We start from the raw sequence: 17,527 nt of genomic DNA, 5'->3' as shown, positions 1-17,527 counted from the left end.
ATCTATTATGAAAAACTTTGTACAGGAATTTAAGAATTTTGCCATTAAAGGCAATATGGTCGATATGGCTATCGGTATTATTATCGGTACGGCTTTTAATAATGTGATCAATACGCTGGTCAAGAAAATTATAATGCCGCCATTGTCATTAATGACGGATGATGTTAAGCTGAGCAATAAAAAATACATTCTTCGGGAGGCCGTAGGTGAAGTGCAGGAAGTGGCTATTGGATACGGTGAAATGCTTGAAGTTTTAATCGATTTTTTAATAATAGCCTTAACCATATTTGTGGTTATAAAGGGGTTTCATCGCTTTAAGTCAAAGGCGGAAGACCCTGAAAACAAAACAGTTGAAACACCAAAAAATATTGAGTTGTTAGCTAGTTTGGAAAAGCTCATGCAGGAACAGAATGCATTGCTTCGAAATAAGAAAAATTGATTCCTGTAAAATTTAGTATTTGTATTGATTATGTTGTAATAGTCTTAAATAATGGCCTTAATGCGGATTAGGTCTTATTAATGCTATCTTTGCAAAAAAATTGTTTGAATATGGACTTGACGAACCCCCTAGTTTATGGTGTACCCTGCTTTATAGCATTTATATTGCTGGAAATCACTTATAGCCATACCCATGGAGATAAAGACCTCTATGTGTGGAAAGATTTTATGGCAAGTGGTGCAATGGGTATAGGTTCGGCAATATTGGGTCCACTTATTAAAATTACGGTTCTAATTACGGTTTTTACATATACCTATGAGTTTTTTAACCCTATTGTAGATGGGGTGCGAACAAATATTATGGGGTATGAATCTTTTGGTTACGCTTGGTATGTATTTGTTTTATGTCAATTGGCAGATGATTTTACATATTACTGGTTTCACAGGGCCAACCATGAGGTAAGGTTGCTTTGGGCGGCGCATATTGTGCATCATTCTTCGGACCATTTTAATTTGGGTACCGCTATTAGGAACGGTTGGTTTACGCTTTTGTACAAGCCCTTCTTCTATATGTGGATGCCGGCTATAGGTTTTCCTGTAGAGGTCGTAATTTTTGCGCTAGCTATTGAGTCTTTTTGGCAGTTTCAGTTGCATTCACAGTATGTTCCTAAAATGGGATGGGTTGAAAAGATTTTCAACACACATACCATGCATCAAGTTCACCATGCTCAGAATGTAGAGTATTTGGATAAGAACCATGGTGGGTTTTTAAATATTTTTGATAAGATATTCGGAACATGGAAAGAATTGGATGATGATGTAGAGGTTAAGTTTGGTGTTATCCATGCTCCACAATCTTACAATCCAATAGTTATACTAACTCATGAGTTTAAAGATATTTGGGCCGATGTTAAAAAGGCTAAAAAGTTTTCGCATAAGTTGATGTATATTTTTGGACCTCCAGGGTGGAGTCCAGATGGTAGTACGCTCACCGTAAAGCAGCAACAGCGTCTTTTTAAAGAGCATAAGGAAACAAGCCCGGAAGTGGTTTATAGTAGGCCTAACTAAGGATATTTATAGTATGAAATTAAAACCGACTTCTTAAGTCGGTTTTTTTATGTCCTGTTCTGTTGTTTAGTGGTATAAGGATTTATGTTGCTACTTATTTGGAGGGATGGGATATAAGTTGAAAGGATTGCTGCGACGTCTTAAAACGCTTGTAAGCCCTCGTTTTTTTTTATTCTTTTGAACTCTTCCTTGTAAAAAAATGTCGATTTTAAAATGTAAGGTAGGCGGAATAATCTGTTGAGGGTTTTGTGTTCTTATTCGGTCCTTGTTGCAGTTCCTCGGGAATGTTTACTTTCTCCTACGATATTGTATTGAAATGTATAGGAGTCCTCAGTAGTGGAAAGGATTTTCATGTGTACGGACTGCTCTTCGGATTTATTCTTGGGATTGAGTTTTTTTACGATATACTCGCAGTCATTTATCCATCTTACGGAAGCTGAATCCGCTTTTCCATCAAAATAATCGATTTCCAAATCTCCATTTCTATGGAAAATAGTGGTTTTTTCTTCACCATCTATTGTGGTGGTGAAAGCAAATTTTCCGTCTTTAAAATCAGTGCAGTTCCTATCCGGATTGTAGCAAGAGGTCATTAAAACTAAAGCGAGGACTATGGGGATTATTTTCTGTATCATCTCCGCAAAAATAATGAATTTTAAGCCTACTAATTGGCATAAGCTTCAAAACTTCCATCGGAATAAAAAATAATAATCTTCTCAATACTTTTTCCGGGTTTGGACATAGTTTTTGTTGGTAATTCTAAAGTGTCTTTCTGTTGAGTAGTTGAAGGGCTAGGTTGTGAAATTTCTTTTTTTGCATCAGAAGGGAAAGACCCTTTTCCATTCAGAAGCCAGTATAGATTAACTTCAGGAAAGACATTTATTACTTTAAGTACAAAGTCTAGGCTTGGTTTATTTCGTCCTGATAAAAGATGTGAAATGCTTGAGCGTTGCACGTTAACTTTATCTGCAAAACTAGAGGCGGAAAGGCCGTAATAGCGCAATAATTCATTAAGTCGGTCTATAAAATCCGTTGTGTTTACCATTGTAACTCGTGTGTGTTCAAAAATAGCAAAATGAAATATAAAATAGTCTAAAATTAACTAAAATCATCAATTTTATTAAATTTTAATGTTTAGATGATTGTGTATAAATATTTGATTTATAGTATTTTGAATGTTGTTTTTGTTATCCGCAGAAAAAAGCTGGTTTTAAGAATTACAATTGTAACAACCAATACCAATCTCAATACATTTTTAGTTTACAAATGTGTATTTTTATGATTACAATTGTAAATTATTATGGAGCTACTTTTGTAACATCAAACAATTATAAAAATGAGTATTTCACAGGTTGAGTATAATTCTATTAAGGAAAAATCCGTCAGTGGTCGGTATGTTGTTAATGGTCAAGTTCTAGACTTTATGGAAAAAAACAGAGATTCATTGTCCATAAAAACTATCGGAAAATCTGTTCAAGGACGCGAAATAAAAAGCATACAATTAGGAAGTGGATCACAGAAAATTCTAATGTGGTCTCAAATGCACGGTAATGAATCTACAACAACCAAAGCGGTTTTAGATTTTGTAAATTTTTTGAATAAGGAGTCATCTAGTGCCTTACAAATTTTTAATAGTTGTACCCTTTTGATTATTCCTATTCTAAACCCTGATGGAGCAGAAGCGTATACTAGAATAAACGCAAATGAAATAGACTTAAACAGGGATGCTCAGAATAGATCCCAACCCGAAAGTGTGGTGTTAAGAAATGTCTTTGATTCTTTTCAGCCAGATTACTGTTTCAACTTACATGATCAACGTACCATATTTAATGTAGGTAGGACTCCCATGCCTGCGACGGTATCATTTTTGGCACCGGCCCATGACCCTGAAAGAAGTATTTCTAAAACTCGTGGGGTTAGCATGCAATTGATTGTGGCAATGAACAAGCTATTGCAAGAGAAGATTCCAGGTCAGGTGGGGAGATATGATGATGGTTTTAATGCAAATTGTGTGGGTGATAGTTTTCAAATGCAGAATGTTCCTACTATATTATTTGAATCTGGTCATTATCCGGAAGATTATGGGCGAGAGAAAACAAGAGAGTATATTTTTTACTCCCTGTATGAAGCTGTATCAACTATTGCCCAAAACAATATAGATGCATTTCAGCAGAAAGATTATTTTGATATTCCGGAAAACGGAAAACTCTTTTTTGATGTGTTGGTCAAGAACGCCCAGATACTTAATTCAGAATTAGTAAACGGAGATAGTATAGGTGTACTTTATAAGGAGGTGTTGAGCGATAATAAGATAAGTTTTGTACCGAGAATTGAGCAAAAAGGGTGTCTTGATGGCTATTTTGGCCATAAAACATATGATTGCCTTAATGAAGACGATTTAAAGGAACTAAGGCAACAGTCTTTTTATCAGCTTGTTAAAGCCTGATTTTTTTGAGCATTATTTTTTAAAACCATTGAATCTTTACGTTTTTGTTAAAAAAATGCAACTTTTAATGCGTAATATTTCTTAATTTTTTATTTTTGCCAAAAACACGACCATAATGGGAAAAGTAAAATTAGACGAGATTGATCACCAGATTCTGGATATGTTAATAGATAACACCAGAACTCCATTTACAGATATAGCTAAAAAACTCTTGATTTCTGCAGGTACGGTTCACGTACGTGTTAAGAAAATGGAGGAAGCAGGTATCATAAAAGGTTCATCTCTTACATTGGATTACGTAAAATTAGGCTACGCGTTTATTGCTTACGTTGGTATATTTTTAGAAAAAACACACCAAACGAAATTTGTTTTGGAGCGTTTAGAGCAAATTCCAAATGTTACGGTAGCGCATATTACTACAGGAAAATTTAATATTTTCTGTAAAATTAGAGCTAAAGATACCAATCATGCTAAGAATATTATTTTTAGAATTGATGATATTGATGGCATCAGCCGTACCGAAACTATGATTTCTTTGGAAGAGAGTATAAATGACAAGAAGAGGTTGATGCATACAATTTTCAATGAATTGTAATACAGCCTTTGGAAACAGTAATTTAAATTCCTGGGTGGTTCTACTGCTCGGGAATTTTTATTTTATAAACCTATGAGAACTTCAGAACTTAAAATTGTACCACCAATTCCTTTTTATAAGACCTATATAGATGTATTGGGGGATGTTGATTTGTTGGAAATGTTAGAAGGTCAGTTAAAGAATTTTCCAAAATTTATTGAGAATATCCCTGATGATAAATTGACTTATGCGTATGGACCTGAAAAATGGACCATTGCTCAAGTGCTTCTGCATATTATTGACTCCGAACGTGTTTTTCAATACCGTTCACTTCGGTTCTCAAGGGGGGATAGTACCGCTTTGCCTGGGTTTGAGCAAGATTTGTATGCGCCTAATTCAAACGCCGAAACACGCTCCAAGGAAAGTATTATAGAAGAATACAAGGCGGTTAGGCAATCAACCATTACGCTTTATAAAAATTTTGATGCCGTTACTTTAGGTAAACAGGGTGTGGCCAGTAACTTGCCTTGGGATGTGGCTACTTTGGGTTTTGTTATTTGTGGTCACCAAAAGTATCATCGCAATATATTACGAGAGCGCTATCTTGATCAAGTTTAAAGTTATAGGTTAATCTATATCTTCTGCATCAGGCTCAGCTTCATTATCCATTTCATAGTTAATGGAATCCGTTTCTTCTAAAACGGGCTGTGACGGGGTATTGTCAAGTTCCTTTTCAATATTTTCCTCAAAATTAGCAATGAAATTGGAAAGACTCTTACTAATTTTTACAAGGTAGATAGTGTCATTCGTCTTCAGTTCAACAGCCTCAATAGTTTCGCCTTTTAGATTTTTGAAAACTATAATATCATCATCACCATAACCATCAGAATAGGTTTCGATTAATAATGCGGCCAGATCGTGATCTAATTTTTTGTAATCGACTAATTTACGTAGCATAGTAGGTTGGTTTTAACCTGATTGATTTCAGGTGGTTATTGATTTGGATTATAAATCTGAACCTAAACTATGTATTTTTTACGCTGAATTTTCTAAAGAGTTGTCAAACAAGGGGAATTAGTATATGTAACTATATTTCAGCGTAGTATGCAAAAGCAGCTTCGTACATTTCGTCAGGAATTCTAATATCTATATCTGGTTTTCCGATAGCGGAAATAAGGACAAAGTTGATATTGCCATGAGAATTTTTCTTATCAAATTTCAATAGGGATAAAATGGTGGTAATATCTTCTTTGCTGAAAATCACCTTTTCATAATGAGAAAGAAAGGTTTTTTTAATATCCGCTAATTCTAGATTCGTAAGACCAAGTAGTTCTTTGGAGAGGTAGGCTTCTAGAATCATTCCTATGCCAATAGCTTCGCCGTGCAATAGGGTTTTATGTGTTTTGCTTTCAAGAAAGTAAGATTCAATAGCGTGCCCTAGAGTGTGGCCGTAATTTAATATTTTCCGTAAGTGTTGTTCTGTTGGGTCCTGAAGAACTACCTCGTTCTTAATAACAACGGAATCGTAGATTAAATCATCTATATTCAAGAAGTCCGTAACATTTTTTAGAGCTTCCCAATATGCTTGGCTCTGGATTAGGCCATGTTTAAGCATCTCGGCAAAACCACTACGCAATTGTCTTTCTTCAAGTGTTTTAAGGAAGCTTGTTATAATAAGGACCATTTCTGGTTGATTGATAACACCAATTTGGTTCTTTAGAGGTCCCAGGTCCACACCTGTTTTTCCTCCCACGGAAGCATCTACCATAGATAATAGGGTAGTGGGTACATTAATGAAGTCTATGCCTCTTTTGAATGTTGAGGCTACAAATCCACCTAAATCCGTAAGAACGCCACCGCCTAAGTTAATAACAAGGCTTTTTCTGTCTCCATCCAATTCGGATAAGGCACTCCAAACTCCTGTGCAAGTGTCAATATTCTTGTTTTCTTCACCAGATTCAATTTCTATAATTTCAAAATCATAATCCCCTTGTATTTGGGTCATAAATGCAGGAAGGCAATGCTCGTGAGTGTTCTCGTCTACGATAATGAAAATTTTAGAATATACCTTGCCGGACAAATGGGTATTTAAAGCGTCGTATGCTCGTTGGTTAAAATGTACGGCGTAAGAAGAGGTTGTTATGGACTGCATTAATGAGTAAATTTTGTTCCGCACCTGTGCGGGGATTTTTTAATGACTATGGCACAAAATAAAGCATATTTTTTATCTAAAGAATAGAATTTCTGTCTTTATATTTGATCCCTCTACAAATGACATTAAATGAAAGAAATTTTTGAAGATACCGCAACCGCTTTTGCTTTGAAAACCGACTCAGAGCTTGAGCGTGCTTATTTTTTGTTCCGGATGATAGCGAACGAACCTCTTGTCCGCATTGGAACGGCAATGACAAATTTTGCCATTAAAGCCCATCTTCCTGTGGAAGGATTAATTAGGGCTACAGTGTTCGATCACTTTTGCGGTGGTGTAAATGAGAAGGATTGCATGTCCGTAGTGGACCGGATGTACACTAAAAATGTATGTTCAGTTCTGGATTATTCGGTTGAGGGGAAAGATACTGAAGACCCTTTTGACGATGCTATGGCCATGATTTTAAAGGTACTAGACTTTGTTAAGGAAAAAGATGCTATCCCTTTTGCTGTTTTTAAGCCTACAGGCTATGGTAGATTTGCTTTATTTCAAAAAATTGGTGAAGGTAAATCTTTGACTGAGAAAGAAGAGGCGGAGTGGCAAAGGGTGGTAGCCCGTTTTGATAAAACCTGTAAAAAGGCCTATGATTTAGATGTTTCCTTGCTTATTGATGCGGAAGAAAGTTGGATGCAGCAAGCAGCTGATCAGCTTGTAGAAGAAATGATGCGGAAATATAATAAGAAGAAGGCGGTGGTCTTCAATACTTTGCAAATGTACCGATGGGACAGGTTAGATTATCTAAAGGAGCTACAGCAACGTGCCAACGAAAGCAACTTTAGAATTGGAATGAAAGTGGTGCGTGGTGCTTATATGGAAAAGGAGAATGATAGGGCTGAGGAAAAAGGCTATAAGTCGCCCATTTGTAGTTCAAAACGAGAAACCGATGAAAATTTTGATAATGCCGTTGCTTACATAATGAATCACTTGGATACGGTTTCAATATTTGCGGGTACCCATAATGAAAATAGTTCGTATAAGATGATGAAAATTATGGCTGAGAAAGGAATAGCCAATAATGACGACCGCGTATGGTTTGGGCAATTGTTTGGGATGAGTGATCATATTTCCTTTAATCTGTCCGATAAAGGGTATAATGTTGCTAAATATTTGCCGTTTGGTCCGGTGAGGGATGTAATGCCTTATTTAATTCGTCGTGCAGAAGAAAATACTTCGGTAGCCGGCCAGACTTCAAGGGAGTTGTCCTTGTTGAAAAAAGAAAGAAAACGAAGGAAGATTTAATTTTACCCAGCGTCCAAAACCAATATTTTGGACGCTTTGGTTAGTAAGTTACAGATTCTAAAAGCGCTTTTTCTTGACAATTTCTGACCTTCAATACGGCCTCTTTGTCTTCTATAGAGCCTTCTATAATGTAGGTTTTGCACGGTGAAGTTTTGGTTTCGCTATTTGAAAAATCTACTTCACCATTTCTTAGGATATTGATGATATCTAAAGTATCTATTTTCTTTTCGGAAAACAATCTGCTTACATCATCGGAATAGGACATTGGTTTAGAGCGGATGTTCTTAAGTGTTCTGCAGTTAGGGAAATAACAGAACGAAACCCCCGTTTCTTCCGATTTTTTCTTGAAAAAAAATGTCAAAAAAATGATTCCTATAGAAAGCCCGATAAGATAAAAACCTAAACGTTTTAAAAAATCCATTACCTATACTGCTGAAATTAATGATTTGTGCTTTGCGCTTTTTAGCGTTGTATCAAGAATGATAAATGTTCCCTCGTCTAAAGCGATGGCAAAAATAGCAATAAACCGCTTATGTAGACCGGTTAAGTAAAAATGATATTTGAAAAACCCTTAGAAAATAAGGAAATTAATGTCACTATACTGTAAATCAAACCATTCACCCACAGATTTGTTCGTAAGTATGCCATGATACATATAGAGACCGTTTCTTAGGCCTTTATCAAAGCGAAGCGAGTTCTCCAATCCGCCATTCTCCCCAAGTTCCAGTAAATATGGGGTAAAAATGTTACTGATAGAAAGTGTTGCTGTTTTAGGGTAGCGTGAAGGTATGTTGGGCACACCGTAATGAATGACCCCGAATTTTTCAATAGTAGGTTTATTATGAGTGGTTACAGTGCTAGTTTCAAAACATCCGCCCATATCAATACTTACATCAATAATCACAGCTCCTTTTTTCATGTGTTCGACCATGTCGCTTGTCACTACTACTGGAGAACGATCTTTACCGCGGGTTGCCCCAATAGCTACATCGCAACGTTTTAACGATTTCAATAAATTTTTAGGCTGAATAGTAGAGGTGTAGACGGTTTGTCTAAGACTGGATTGTATGTTTCGTAATTTGGAAAGTGAATTGTCAAAAATCTTAACGTTGGCCCCGAGTCCCAGTGCGGAACGGGCAGCAAATTCACCCACCGTTCCGGCGCCAATAATTACAACTTCAACAGGAGGTACACCACTGATGTTTCCAAACATGAGTCCGTTGCCATCGTTGGTAGCAGCCATTATTTCCGAAGCGATAAGAACAGAGGATATTCCTGCAATTTCGCTTAAAGAACGGACAGCCGGATATTTTCCATCTTCATCACGGATATACTCAAAAGCAATAGCGGTAATACGCTTTTTGGCCATTTTTTCAAAATAGGCTTTGCTTTGGGTTTTAATCTGTAAAGCTGAAATAATGGTCGCTTGCGGATTCATCATTTCAATCTCAGAAAGCGTGGGAGGTTCAACTTTTAGCAATAACGGACAAGAATAGACTTTCTTGGTGTCTCGTGTTATTTCTCCTCCGGCATTGGTGTATTCTAGATCCGTATAATTGGCTCCATCACCAGCTCCGGACTCAATTAAAACTCGGTGACCGTTTGATGTTATTGCGTTGACCGCATCCGGAGTAAGGCAAACTCGCTGTTCTTGGTATTGATTTTCTTTTGGGATGCCAATAAAAAGCTCGCCTTTTTGACGAAGAACTTCCAAGGTTTCCTCTTGTGGAAGCAGTTGTTGTTTGCTAAAAGGAGAAGAAGGTTGATTCATAGTTTTTACATCTAATCGTGTAACACGCGATTAACAGTAAAAATACGACATTTAGTTGAATTTAGTGTGAGATTACGGGCTGTGATATGAGAAAAACAAAGATGTAAATCAGAATTTAAGATTCAGCCAATTGTTTAATTTATGCTGAACTTCCCTGAAGCTAGATTCAATGTTATTTGTAGGAGAAGGGGTGTCTTTTTTTTCGAACTTGGCCTGGTCTTCTTTTGGAGAGTGTTCAGAAACTTCAGAAGAAATGAATTTATCCAATTTGGCATTACTGGATCGTGCTGCTTGTTTTTTCTTTAAAGCGGTCAATTCAGCTTCCATAGCTTCTAGGTCTATGCCGTGAACGTATTTGTCTACAAGTTTTAATCTGATAAAATAAACAATAGGTATAACTACCATGCAGACACCTAGAAGATATAGTATTTCATTTTCGTCAATCTTAGTGATGTCCTCACTTAGAACACTATATAGTTGGAAACTATACATGGCTATAGGGATTAATAGAACATGGTACCACCATTGTTTACAGGTGATAAACCAGATAATTAGTAACGATAGAGGGACAAATTTACCTATATAGAAATAGAAGGCAGTTGCTACATCTTTATATCCGTTGTCCGTAAATTCAAACCAAAGAATGTTCCAGCTTGCATCCGATTTCGCAGGTATGTACTTGTAAAAATAAAATATTAAGGGAATCATGGCTAGGAAGAAAGCTATTAAACCCTCAAGAATTAACTTTGTTCGTATTTTGTTTTTATCAGCCATAATCAGTATCATAACTCTAAAGATAGGATTTTATTGCAAAAAAAAAAGGCACTTAATTAAAAGTGCCTTTTTAATAAAAAACAGGTTTTTATTTTCGTCTGCCTCCATCAATTTCTGCAGTCTTTTTGTCAATTGCATTTGTTTCGTACAAGCTATCATCTTCAGCTGTATTAGAAGATTCACAAGAAACGGCTAAAAGAGCTACACATGCCAAAAGGCCAAATACTAATTTTTTCATTTTCAGGGGTTTTAAATTATTAAAGATTAATTAGTTATACAGGTCAAAAGTAGGAAAAAAAACTTCCTAATGTACGTCTTTAAATGTTAAAGGCAATCCATTAATCCGAAAAAACGTACACGTTGACTAATTTAACAAGTTTTATACAATAAATAATTAACCCAAACGATGTTTTCGACGATCGGTAACTAAGTTTACGATATTTTGATTTTTCGGGTGGTCATATCCACGATTTCAATATCTATATTGGTACTGTTTTCAGGTAAGAAAGACTCAATTTTACTGGGCCACTCAATGAAAACCCATACATTTTGATTGAGATAATCTTCAAAACCCATATCTAAGGCTTCCATTTCGTCATTTAACCGATAAAAATCAAAGTGATACGCTAATAGATGGCCTTTTTTGTTTTCATATTGGTTTACAATGCCAAATGTGGGGCTGTTTCCTGCATCCGCAACTCCAAGGTATTTAGCAATCGCTTTAATTAAAGTGGTCTTGCCTGCTCCCATGGGGGCATGAAAAAGGAGAACCTTGTTTGTGGACTTCTCAATTACCATCTTGGCAATTTGGTCAATTTCCTTTTCGGTATAGGTGATGTTCATTATATAAATACTTCTATTTTGGTGATAAAACTACGAATGGAATGATCATCTCTTCTAAAGAAATTCCTCCATGTTGGTAGGTGTTCCTATAATAGCTAACGTAATGATTGTAGTTGTTGGGGTACGCAAAAAACAAGTCGTTCTTGGCAAAAATGAAAGAACTACTCATATTAATACGTGGTAAATGAATATGGGCAGGGTCCTGCGCCGCTAGTACATCCTTATCCTCATAAGTTAGGCTACGACCGGTTTTATAGCGTAGGTTGAGACTGGTTTCTTTATCGCCAATGACCTTGGAGGGTTGTTTAACGTTGATCGTGCCATGGTCTGTGGTGATGATCAGTTTCATTCCCATTTGTTGTGCCTGCTGAATTATCTCTAATAAAGGAGAGTTCTTAAACCAACTTTGAGTTAACGACCGGTAGGCTTTGTCGTTACTTGCCAGCTCTTTAATGACTTCCATTTCTGTTTTTGAGTGGGAAATCATGTCTACAAAGTTGTAAACGAGCACGGTGAGGTCATTGTCTTTTTGGGATTTAAAGTTTTGGCATAAGTTTTTACCTTGCTTAAGGGTGCTTATTTTGTGGTACTCCCATTTTAAATTTAGACCTAAACGTTTTATTTGCTCACCTAAAAAATCGGATTCGTGAAGGTTTTTGCCTCCTTCGTCCGTATCGTTCTTCCACCATTGAGAATATTTTTTTTCCATAGCCATGGGAGTGAGGCCTGAAAAAATTGCATTCCGTGCATATTGGGTAGCGGTGGGTAAAATACTGAAATATGATTCTTCTTTATTCTTTTTGTAAAACGAGCTAACCGTATCCTCTAAAGCATACCATTGGTCATATCGTAAATTATCAATAACAAGAAGGAGGGTGCGAGAATCTTTCAGCTCGGGTTGTACAAGCTCTTTAAATAAGGTGTGCGAGAGTACGGGACCGTCTCCGTTAAACCAGCTTTCGTAATTTCGCTCTACGAATTTTCCAAAATGGTTGTTGGCTTCGGATTTTTGAGACTCAAGAATCTCAAACATGCTACTGTCCTCAATATCTTCCAATCGTAATTCCCAATATATTAATCGCTTGTAGAGGTCTGTCCATTCTTCAACTGAGTTCACCATTGATAAATCCATGGCAATTTTTCTAAACTCTTGCTGATAATTGGATGTTGTTTTTTCTGAAACTAAACGGGAATGGTCTAAATTTTTCTTTAACGATAATAGAATTTGGTTTGGGTTTACCGGTTTAATAAGGTAATCGGCAATTTTGGAGCCAATAGCCTCTTCCATTATAAATTCTTCCTCGCTTTTAGTTATCATGACCACAGGTATGGATGAGTCCAGTACTTTAATCTCTGCTAGGGTCTCTAATCCTGATATGCCGGGCATATTCTCATCAAGGAAAATAATATCAACCCTAGATTGCTGTAATTCTTCTAGTGCCTCTTGTCCGCTTTGGCAGGTGATGACATCATAGCCTTTTCCCTGTAGAAATATAATGTGTGGTTTGAGTAGGTCAATTTCATCGTCGACCCATAATATGGAGATTTTATTCATTGAATAGTAGTGTTACTTCGATTATAAAACGGTCTAAAATAACATTGAAAACTTAAAGAGTAGTCAAAATATTCATTTACCGAGTTTATTACTTTGTCTTTTACCTAACTTTACCACCGTGAACATTGCAAAGCAACCCTCATTTTGACAAACTCAAGAAAGCTTAAAATTTTTAATGATCCAATTTACGGATTTATTACTATTCCTAATGGACTAATATTCGAGTTGATCGGTCATCCGTATTTTCAGCGTCTGCGAAGAATATCTCAAATGGGCTTGTCCTATTTAGTGTACCCTGGGGCGCACCATACAAGATTTCATCATGCTCTAGGTTCAATGCATTTAATGCAAAAAGCTTTGCAGGTCCTTAGGTATAAGGGCGTAGAGATAAGCGAGGAAGAGGAGGAAGGCTTGTGTATTGCTATTCTTTTGCATGATATAGGGCATGGACCTTTTTCTCATGCTATGGAGCATAGTATTGTAGAAAGCACCGATCACGAATACATTTCGTTGCAATTCATGGAGGCTTTGAACACTATCTTTAACGGAAGATTAACGCTTGCCATTTCAATTTTTAAAGGACAATATGAAAAGCGGTTTCTAAACCAGTTGGTATCCAGTCAGTTGGATATGGATCGTTTGGATTACCTTAAAAGAGATAGTTTTTACACCGGTGTTGCTGAGGGTAATATAAACTCGGAACGATTGATTACCATGCTCAATGTAGTTGATGGAAACCTAGTAGTTGAAGAAAAGGGAGTGTATTCTGTTGAAAAATTCCTGATGGCCAGAAGGTTTATGTATTGGCAAGTATATCTGCATAAAACGGGTATTGTGGCTGAGCAGCTATTGATTAAGATATTGCAACGAGCCAAGGAAATCATGAATGACGGTCAGGTTATAGTTTGTAGTGATGCACTTCGGTTTTTTATGGAGAACAGAATTGAGAAACAAAATTTTGACCAGGAAATTTTAACCATATTCTCAAAATTGGATGATGTAGATGTTTTGGCCGCTATAAAGTTATGGCAAGACCATCCAGATTTTATCTTGTCTAAGCTATGCGGTATGCTTATAAACAGGCGGTTTTTAAAAGTAAAATTGAAGAACAGTCCTATTGATGACGCAGTTTTTCAAAAACATACTGCACGGGTTAAGGAAAAATATAAACTTACCGATAGAGAAACCACATATTTTGTTTTTAAAGGTAGGATTGAGAACAAAGCGTATGATCGTCATCATCAGAACATCAATATATTAAAGAAAAACAAAAAGTTGATTGATGTGGCAAAAGCATCTGATCAGTTTAATCTTAAAGCGTTATCAAGAACGGTAACAAAATATTATATCTGTTATCCCAAAGATTCTGTTTAACTATTTTTCTTACTTTTGTGCTCATGGTATTTACAGCAGGTCAAATTGCAGGTATTTTAGAAGGTGAACTAGAAGGAAATCCAGAGATTACCGTTCACAAATTGGCCAAGATAGAGGAGGGCGAGAAAGGCGCTTTGACTTTTTTGGCTAATCCTAAGTATACTTCCCATATTTATTCTACTAAGGCATCTATAACAATAGTTAATAAAGATTTTGTTCCCGAGCAAAAACTTGAGACTATCCTTATTAAGGTGGAGGATGCGTACGAGGCGTTTTCAAAAATATTGGAATTTTATAATCAGGTAAAAAATAATAAGTCAGGCATTGAGGAGCCCGTGTTTAAATCGGAAACGGTTACATATGGTGATAATTTTTATCTGGGGGCATTTTCTTACCTGGGAAACAATGTTACTATTGGGGATAATGTAAAAATTCATCCTAATGTATATATTGGTGACAATATATCCATTGGTAATAATGTAAGTATTTTTGCGGGAGCTAAGGTGTATTCCGAAACCGTGATAGGAAATAACTGTGTCATTAATAGTGGAGTGGTTATTGGAGCGGACGGATTTGGATTTAGCCCAGATAAAAATGGCGAATATCAAAAAGTACCGCAAACAGGTAATGTTATTCTTGAGGATAACGTAGATATAGGAGCAGGAACTACAATAGACAGGGCTACTTTAGGTTCTACTATTTTGAGAAAAGGCGTAAAACTGGATAATCAGATTCAGATTGCCCATAATGTTGAAATTGGTGAACATACCGTAATTGCCGCTCAAACGGGTATTGCAGGTTCTACCAAGATAGGAAGACGTTGTATGATTGGCGGGCAAGTAGGTATTGTAGGGCATATTACCATTGGTGATAATGTAAAGATACAGGCACAATCCGGTATTGGCCGTAACATAAAGAGCAATGAAGTGTTACAGGGCTCACCGGCTTTAAACTATGGTGATTATAATAAATCCTACGTTTACTTTAAGAACTTACCGAAGATTTTAAATAGAATTGACGAACTGGAAAAAAACTACAGCGATCAATACAAGAATGAAACAGAGAACCATTAAGAAAGAGGTTATTCTAAAGGGCGTTGGTCTTCACACCGGTGCCGATGTAACCATGAAATTTGTTCCCGCACCAGAAAATCACGGGTACGCATTTAAAAGAGTAGACCTAGAAGGTGAACCGATTATTGAGGCGGATGCCAATTATGTAATCAATACACAAAGAGGGACCAACTTAGAAAAGAGAGGGGTTAAAATCCAGACTTCGGAACACGTTTTGGCTGCTTTCGTAGGCTTGGAGGTTGATAATGTACTTATTGAACTAGATGCTCCGGAACCTCCCATTATGGACGGTTCTTCTAAATATTTTGTTCAGGCTATTGAAGAAGCTGGTATTGAAGAGCAAAATGCGGAACGGGAAGAGTATATTGTAAAAGACGTTATCTCTTTTAAGGACGAAGCAACAGGTAGTGAGATTACCGTGATACCATCAGAGGAATATCAGGTAACTACTATGGTAGACTTTGGTACCAAAGTTTTGGGAACGCAAAATGCCACATTGGAGCACTTGTCAGATTTTAAAAATGAAATCTCTGAGGCACGTACGTTTAGTTTTCTGCATGAGTTAGAAATGCTTTTGGAAAACGGACTCATTAAAGGAGGGGACCTTAATAACGCTATTGTATATGTAGATAAGGAGATTTCCGAAGAAACCATGAAGAAGTTAGAAAGTGCTTTTGATAAGAAAAAACTTTCGGTTAAACCTAATGGTATTTTGGACAATCTTACTTTACACCAACCCAATGAGGCGGCACGCCATAAGTTATTGGATGTAATAGGAGATGTTGCTTTAGCTGGTACCCGTATTAGAGGAAAAATAATTGCCAATAAGCCCGGTCATTATGTAAATACCCAGTTTGCAAAGAAAATTTCAAAAATTATAAAATTAGAGAAACGCAATAAGGTTCCTCAATATGATTTGAATCAACCTCCTTTGATGGATATTCATCAAATTATGGATATGCTTCCACACAGACCTCCATTTTTGTTGATAGATCGTATCTTGGAGTTATCGGATACGCATGTGGTGGGAATGAAAAACGTGACAATGAACGAAAATTTCTTTGTTGGCCATTTTCCAGGAGCACCGGTTATGCCGGGAGTATTGCAGGTTGAGGCAATGGCTCAAACAGGAGGAATCCTAGTTTTAAGTACCGTTCCTGATCCGGAAAATTATTTAACATTTTTCATGAAAATGGATAATGTTAAGTTCAAACAAAAAGTACTTCCAGGTGATACGTTAACATTTCACTGTAGCCTTATTACGCCAATAAGAAGAGGTATTTGTCATATGCAGGCGTATGCTTACGCAAATAATAAGTTAGTATGTGAAGCAGAATTAATGGCGCAAATAGCTAAAAAGAAATAGAATGAATCAACCCCTTGCCTATATTCACCCGGGCGCAAAGATTGCTAAAAATGTTGTGGTAGAGCCTTTTACCACAATTCATAACAACGTAACGATTGGTGATGGCACTTGGATCGGTTCTAATGTGACCATAATGGAAGGTGCTCGCATTGGTAAAAATTGTAATATTTTTCCTGGCGCCGTAATTTCCGCTGCACCCCAAGATTTAAAATACAATGGTGAAGATACTATTGTAACCATTGGTGACAACACCACTATTCGTGAATGTGCTACAATTCATAAAGGTACTTCCGATAGAAATAAAACCGTAATTGGTCAGAATTGTCTAATAATGGCGTATTGCCATATTGCGCATGATTGTATTGTTGGTGATAACTGTATTTTCTCTAACAATTCTACACTTGCAGGGCACGTTACTATTGGTGATAATGTAATTCTCGCAGGATTGGTAGCTGTTCATCAATTTGTATCTGTTGGTCAGCATGCTTTTGTTACTGGCGGATCTTTGGTTAGAAAAGATGTGCCTCCATTTGTAAAAGCTGCACGTGAGCCGCTTTCGTACGTTGGTATCAATTCCGTAGGTTTGCGTAGACGTGGTTTTCAATCTGAAAAGATTCGTGAAATACAGAACATCTACCGTATTCTTTACCAGAAACACTACAACAATTCACAGGCAACCCAGATTATTGAAGCTGAAATGGAAGCTACTCCTGAAAGGGATGAGATTCTTCAGTTTATTAGGGATTCCCAACGTGGAATTATGAAAGGGTATTTTAGCAATAATTAATTTAATTTTTCAG

At 36.6% G+C, this 17,527-nt stretch carries 20 protein-coding genes; 10 read left to right on the top strand and 10 right to left on the bottom strand.

Annotation, left to right across the window (positions count from 1 at the left end; genetic code table 11):
- Positions 1-7: 7 nt before the first annotated feature.
- Entirely contained in the window at positions 8-439 is a 432-nt protein-coding gene (gene mscL / locus P0077_RS19680) for a large conductance mechanosensitive channel protein MscL (protein ID WP_276166903.1), read from the top strand.
- 110 nt (positions 440-549) lie between these two features.
- The gene (locus P0077_RS19675) at positions 550-1,506 is read left to right on the top strand and encodes a sterol desaturase family protein (protein ID WP_276166902.1); all 957 of its coding nucleotides are present in this window, start codon (positions 550-552) and stop codon (positions 1,504-1,506) included.
- A gap of 254 nt (positions 1,507-1,760) precedes the next feature.
- On the opposite strand, the gene P0077_RS19670 is transcribed toward P0077_RS19675, so the two are convergent.
- Both P0077_RS19670 and P0077_RS19665 read right to left on the bottom strand, forming a co-directional pair.
- On the bottom strand, positions 1,761-2,138 hold the full coding sequence (locus tag P0077_RS19670; protein ID WP_276166901.1) for a DNA topoisomerase IV: 378 nt from the start codon (positions 2,136-2,138) through the stop codon (positions 1,761-1,763).
- A gap of 29 nt (positions 2,139-2,167) precedes the next feature.
- Positions 2,168-2,548: a helix-turn-helix domain-containing protein gene (locus P0077_RS19665; RefSeq protein ID WP_276166900.1), complete on the bottom strand. Its 381-nt coding sequence runs from the start codon at positions 2,546-2,548 to the stop codon at positions 2,168-2,170.
- 291 nt (positions 2,549-2,839) lie between these two features.
- Between P0077_RS19665 and P0077_RS19660 the strand changes: the two genes are divergently transcribed.
- The 3 genes from P0077_RS19660 (at position 2,840) to P0077_RS19650 (ending at position 5,141) form a co-directional block, all read left to right on the top strand.
- Positions 2,840-3,949, top strand: a complete 1,110-nt coding sequence (locus P0077_RS19660; RefSeq protein ID WP_276166899.1) for a M14 family metallopeptidase — start codon at positions 2,840-2,842, stop codon at positions 3,947-3,949.
- A gap of 115 nt (positions 3,950-4,064) precedes the next feature.
- Positions 4,065-4,544, top strand: a complete 480-nt coding sequence (locus P0077_RS19655) for an Lrp/AsnC family transcriptional regulator (protein ID WP_013995861.1) — start codon at positions 4,065-4,067, stop codon at positions 4,542-4,544.
- Between the two features lie 72 nt (positions 4,545-4,616).
- Positions 4,617-5,141 (top strand): DinB family protein, encoded by a 525-nt coding sequence (locus tag P0077_RS19650; protein ID WP_276166898.1) that lies wholly within the window; start codon positions 4,617-4,619, stop codon positions 5,139-5,141.
- 9 nt (positions 5,142-5,150) lie between these two features.
- On the opposite strand, the gene P0077_RS19645 is transcribed toward P0077_RS19650, so the two are convergent.
- Together P0077_RS19645 and aroB are read right to left on the bottom strand one after the other, a co-directional pair.
- Positions 5,151-5,480, bottom strand: coding sequence for a hypothetical protein (locus P0077_RS19645; protein WP_276166897.1), 330 nt, complete (start codon positions 5,478-5,480; stop codon positions 5,151-5,153).
- A gap of 130 nt (positions 5,481-5,610) precedes the next feature.
- Positions 5,611-6,675 carry a 3-dehydroquinate synthase gene (gene aroB, locus P0077_RS19640; protein WP_276166896.1) on the bottom strand — a complete coding sequence of 355 codons (1,065 nt, stop codon included), beginning with the start codon at positions 6,673-6,675 and terminating at the stop codon, positions 5,611-5,613.
- Positions 6,676-6,804: 129 nt separating this feature from the next.
- Between aroB and P0077_RS19635 the strand changes: the two genes are divergently transcribed.
- Entirely contained in the window at positions 6,805-7,971 is a 1,167-nt protein-coding gene (locus tag P0077_RS19635; protein WP_276166895.1) for a proline dehydrogenase family protein, read from the top strand.
- A gap of 40 nt (positions 7,972-8,011) precedes the next feature.
- Here the strand turns inward: P0077_RS19635 and P0077_RS19630 are convergent, their stop codons facing one another.
- From P0077_RS19630 to porX, 6 genes are all read right to left on the bottom strand, one after another.
- A complete protein-coding gene (locus P0077_RS19630; RefSeq protein WP_276166894.1) occupies positions 8,012-8,392 on the bottom strand; it encodes a DUF4258 domain-containing protein in 381 nt (126 codons plus the stop codon).
- Positions 8,393-8,542: 150 nt separating this feature from the next.
- On the bottom strand, positions 8,543-9,742 hold the full coding sequence (locus P0077_RS19625) for an alanine dehydrogenase (RefSeq protein ID WP_276166893.1): 1,200 nt from the start codon (positions 9,740-9,742) through the stop codon (positions 8,543-8,545).
- Positions 9,743-9,850: 108 nt separating this feature from the next.
- Positions 9,851-10,528 (bottom strand): hypothetical protein, encoded by a 678-nt coding sequence (locus P0077_RS19620; RefSeq protein WP_276166892.1) that lies wholly within the window; start codon positions 10,526-10,528, stop codon positions 9,851-9,853.
- Between the two features lie 76 nt (positions 10,529-10,604).
- Positions 10,605-10,754, bottom strand: a complete 150-nt coding sequence (locus P0077_RS19615) for a hypothetical protein (RefSeq protein ID WP_276166891.1) — start codon at positions 10,752-10,754, stop codon at positions 10,605-10,607.
- A 194-nt stretch (positions 10,755-10,948) separates the two neighbouring features.
- The gene (gene tsaE / locus P0077_RS19610) at positions 10,949-11,359 is read right to left on the bottom strand and encodes a tRNA (adenosine(37)-N6)-threonylcarbamoyltransferase complex ATPase subunit type 1 TsaE (RefSeq protein WP_276166890.1); all 411 of its coding nucleotides are present in this window, start codon (positions 11,357-11,359) and stop codon (positions 10,949-10,951) included.
- Between the two features lie 13 nt (positions 11,360-11,372).
- Positions 11,373-12,914, bottom strand: a complete 1,542-nt coding sequence (porX, locus tag P0077_RS19605) for a T9SS response regulator signal transducer PorX (RefSeq protein ID WP_276166889.1) — start codon at positions 12,912-12,914, stop codon at positions 11,373-11,375.
- A 144-nt stretch (positions 12,915-13,058) separates the two neighbouring features.
- Here porX and P0077_RS19600 point away from each other — a divergent pair, with 144 nt between their 5' ends.
- From P0077_RS19600 to lpxA, 4 genes are read left to right on the top strand one after another with little or no spacing between them, the layout of a single operon-like run.
- Positions 13,059-14,288, top strand: coding sequence for an HD domain-containing protein (locus P0077_RS19600; RefSeq protein WP_276166888.1), 1,230 nt, complete (start codon positions 13,059-13,061; stop codon positions 14,286-14,288).
- A 23-nt stretch (positions 14,289-14,311) separates the two neighbouring features.
- Positions 14,312-15,361, top strand: a complete 1,050-nt coding sequence (gene lpxD / locus P0077_RS19595; RefSeq protein ID WP_276166887.1) for a UDP-3-O-(3-hydroxymyristoyl)glucosamine N-acyltransferase — start codon at positions 14,312-14,314, stop codon at positions 15,359-15,361.
- The gene (locus P0077_RS19590; RefSeq protein ID WP_276166886.1) at positions 15,342-16,727 is read left to right on the top strand and encodes a bifunctional UDP-3-O-[3-hydroxymyristoyl] N-acetylglucosamine deacetylase/3-hydroxyacyl-ACP dehydratase; all 1,386 of its coding nucleotides are present in this window, start codon (positions 15,342-15,344) and stop codon (positions 16,725-16,727) included. The genes lpxD and P0077_RS19590 overlap by 20 nt, the downstream gene beginning before the upstream one ends.
- Position 16,728: 1 nt before the next feature.
- Positions 16,729-17,514: an acyl-ACP--UDP-N-acetylglucosamine O-acyltransferase gene (lpxA, locus tag P0077_RS19585; RefSeq protein ID WP_276166885.1), complete on the top strand. Its 786-nt coding sequence runs from the start codon at positions 16,729-16,731 to the stop codon at positions 17,512-17,514.
- Positions 17,515-17,527: the final 13 nt, after the last annotated feature.

Source organism: Zobellia alginiliquefaciens, from assembly GCF_029323795.1.
GTDB lineage: Bacteria > Bacteroidota > Bacteroidia > Flavobacteriales > Flavobacteriaceae > Zobellia > Zobellia alginiliquefaciens.
The sequence above is the reverse complement of the archived record's forward strand: the minus strand, read 5'-3'. Positions and strand labels throughout refer to the sequence as shown.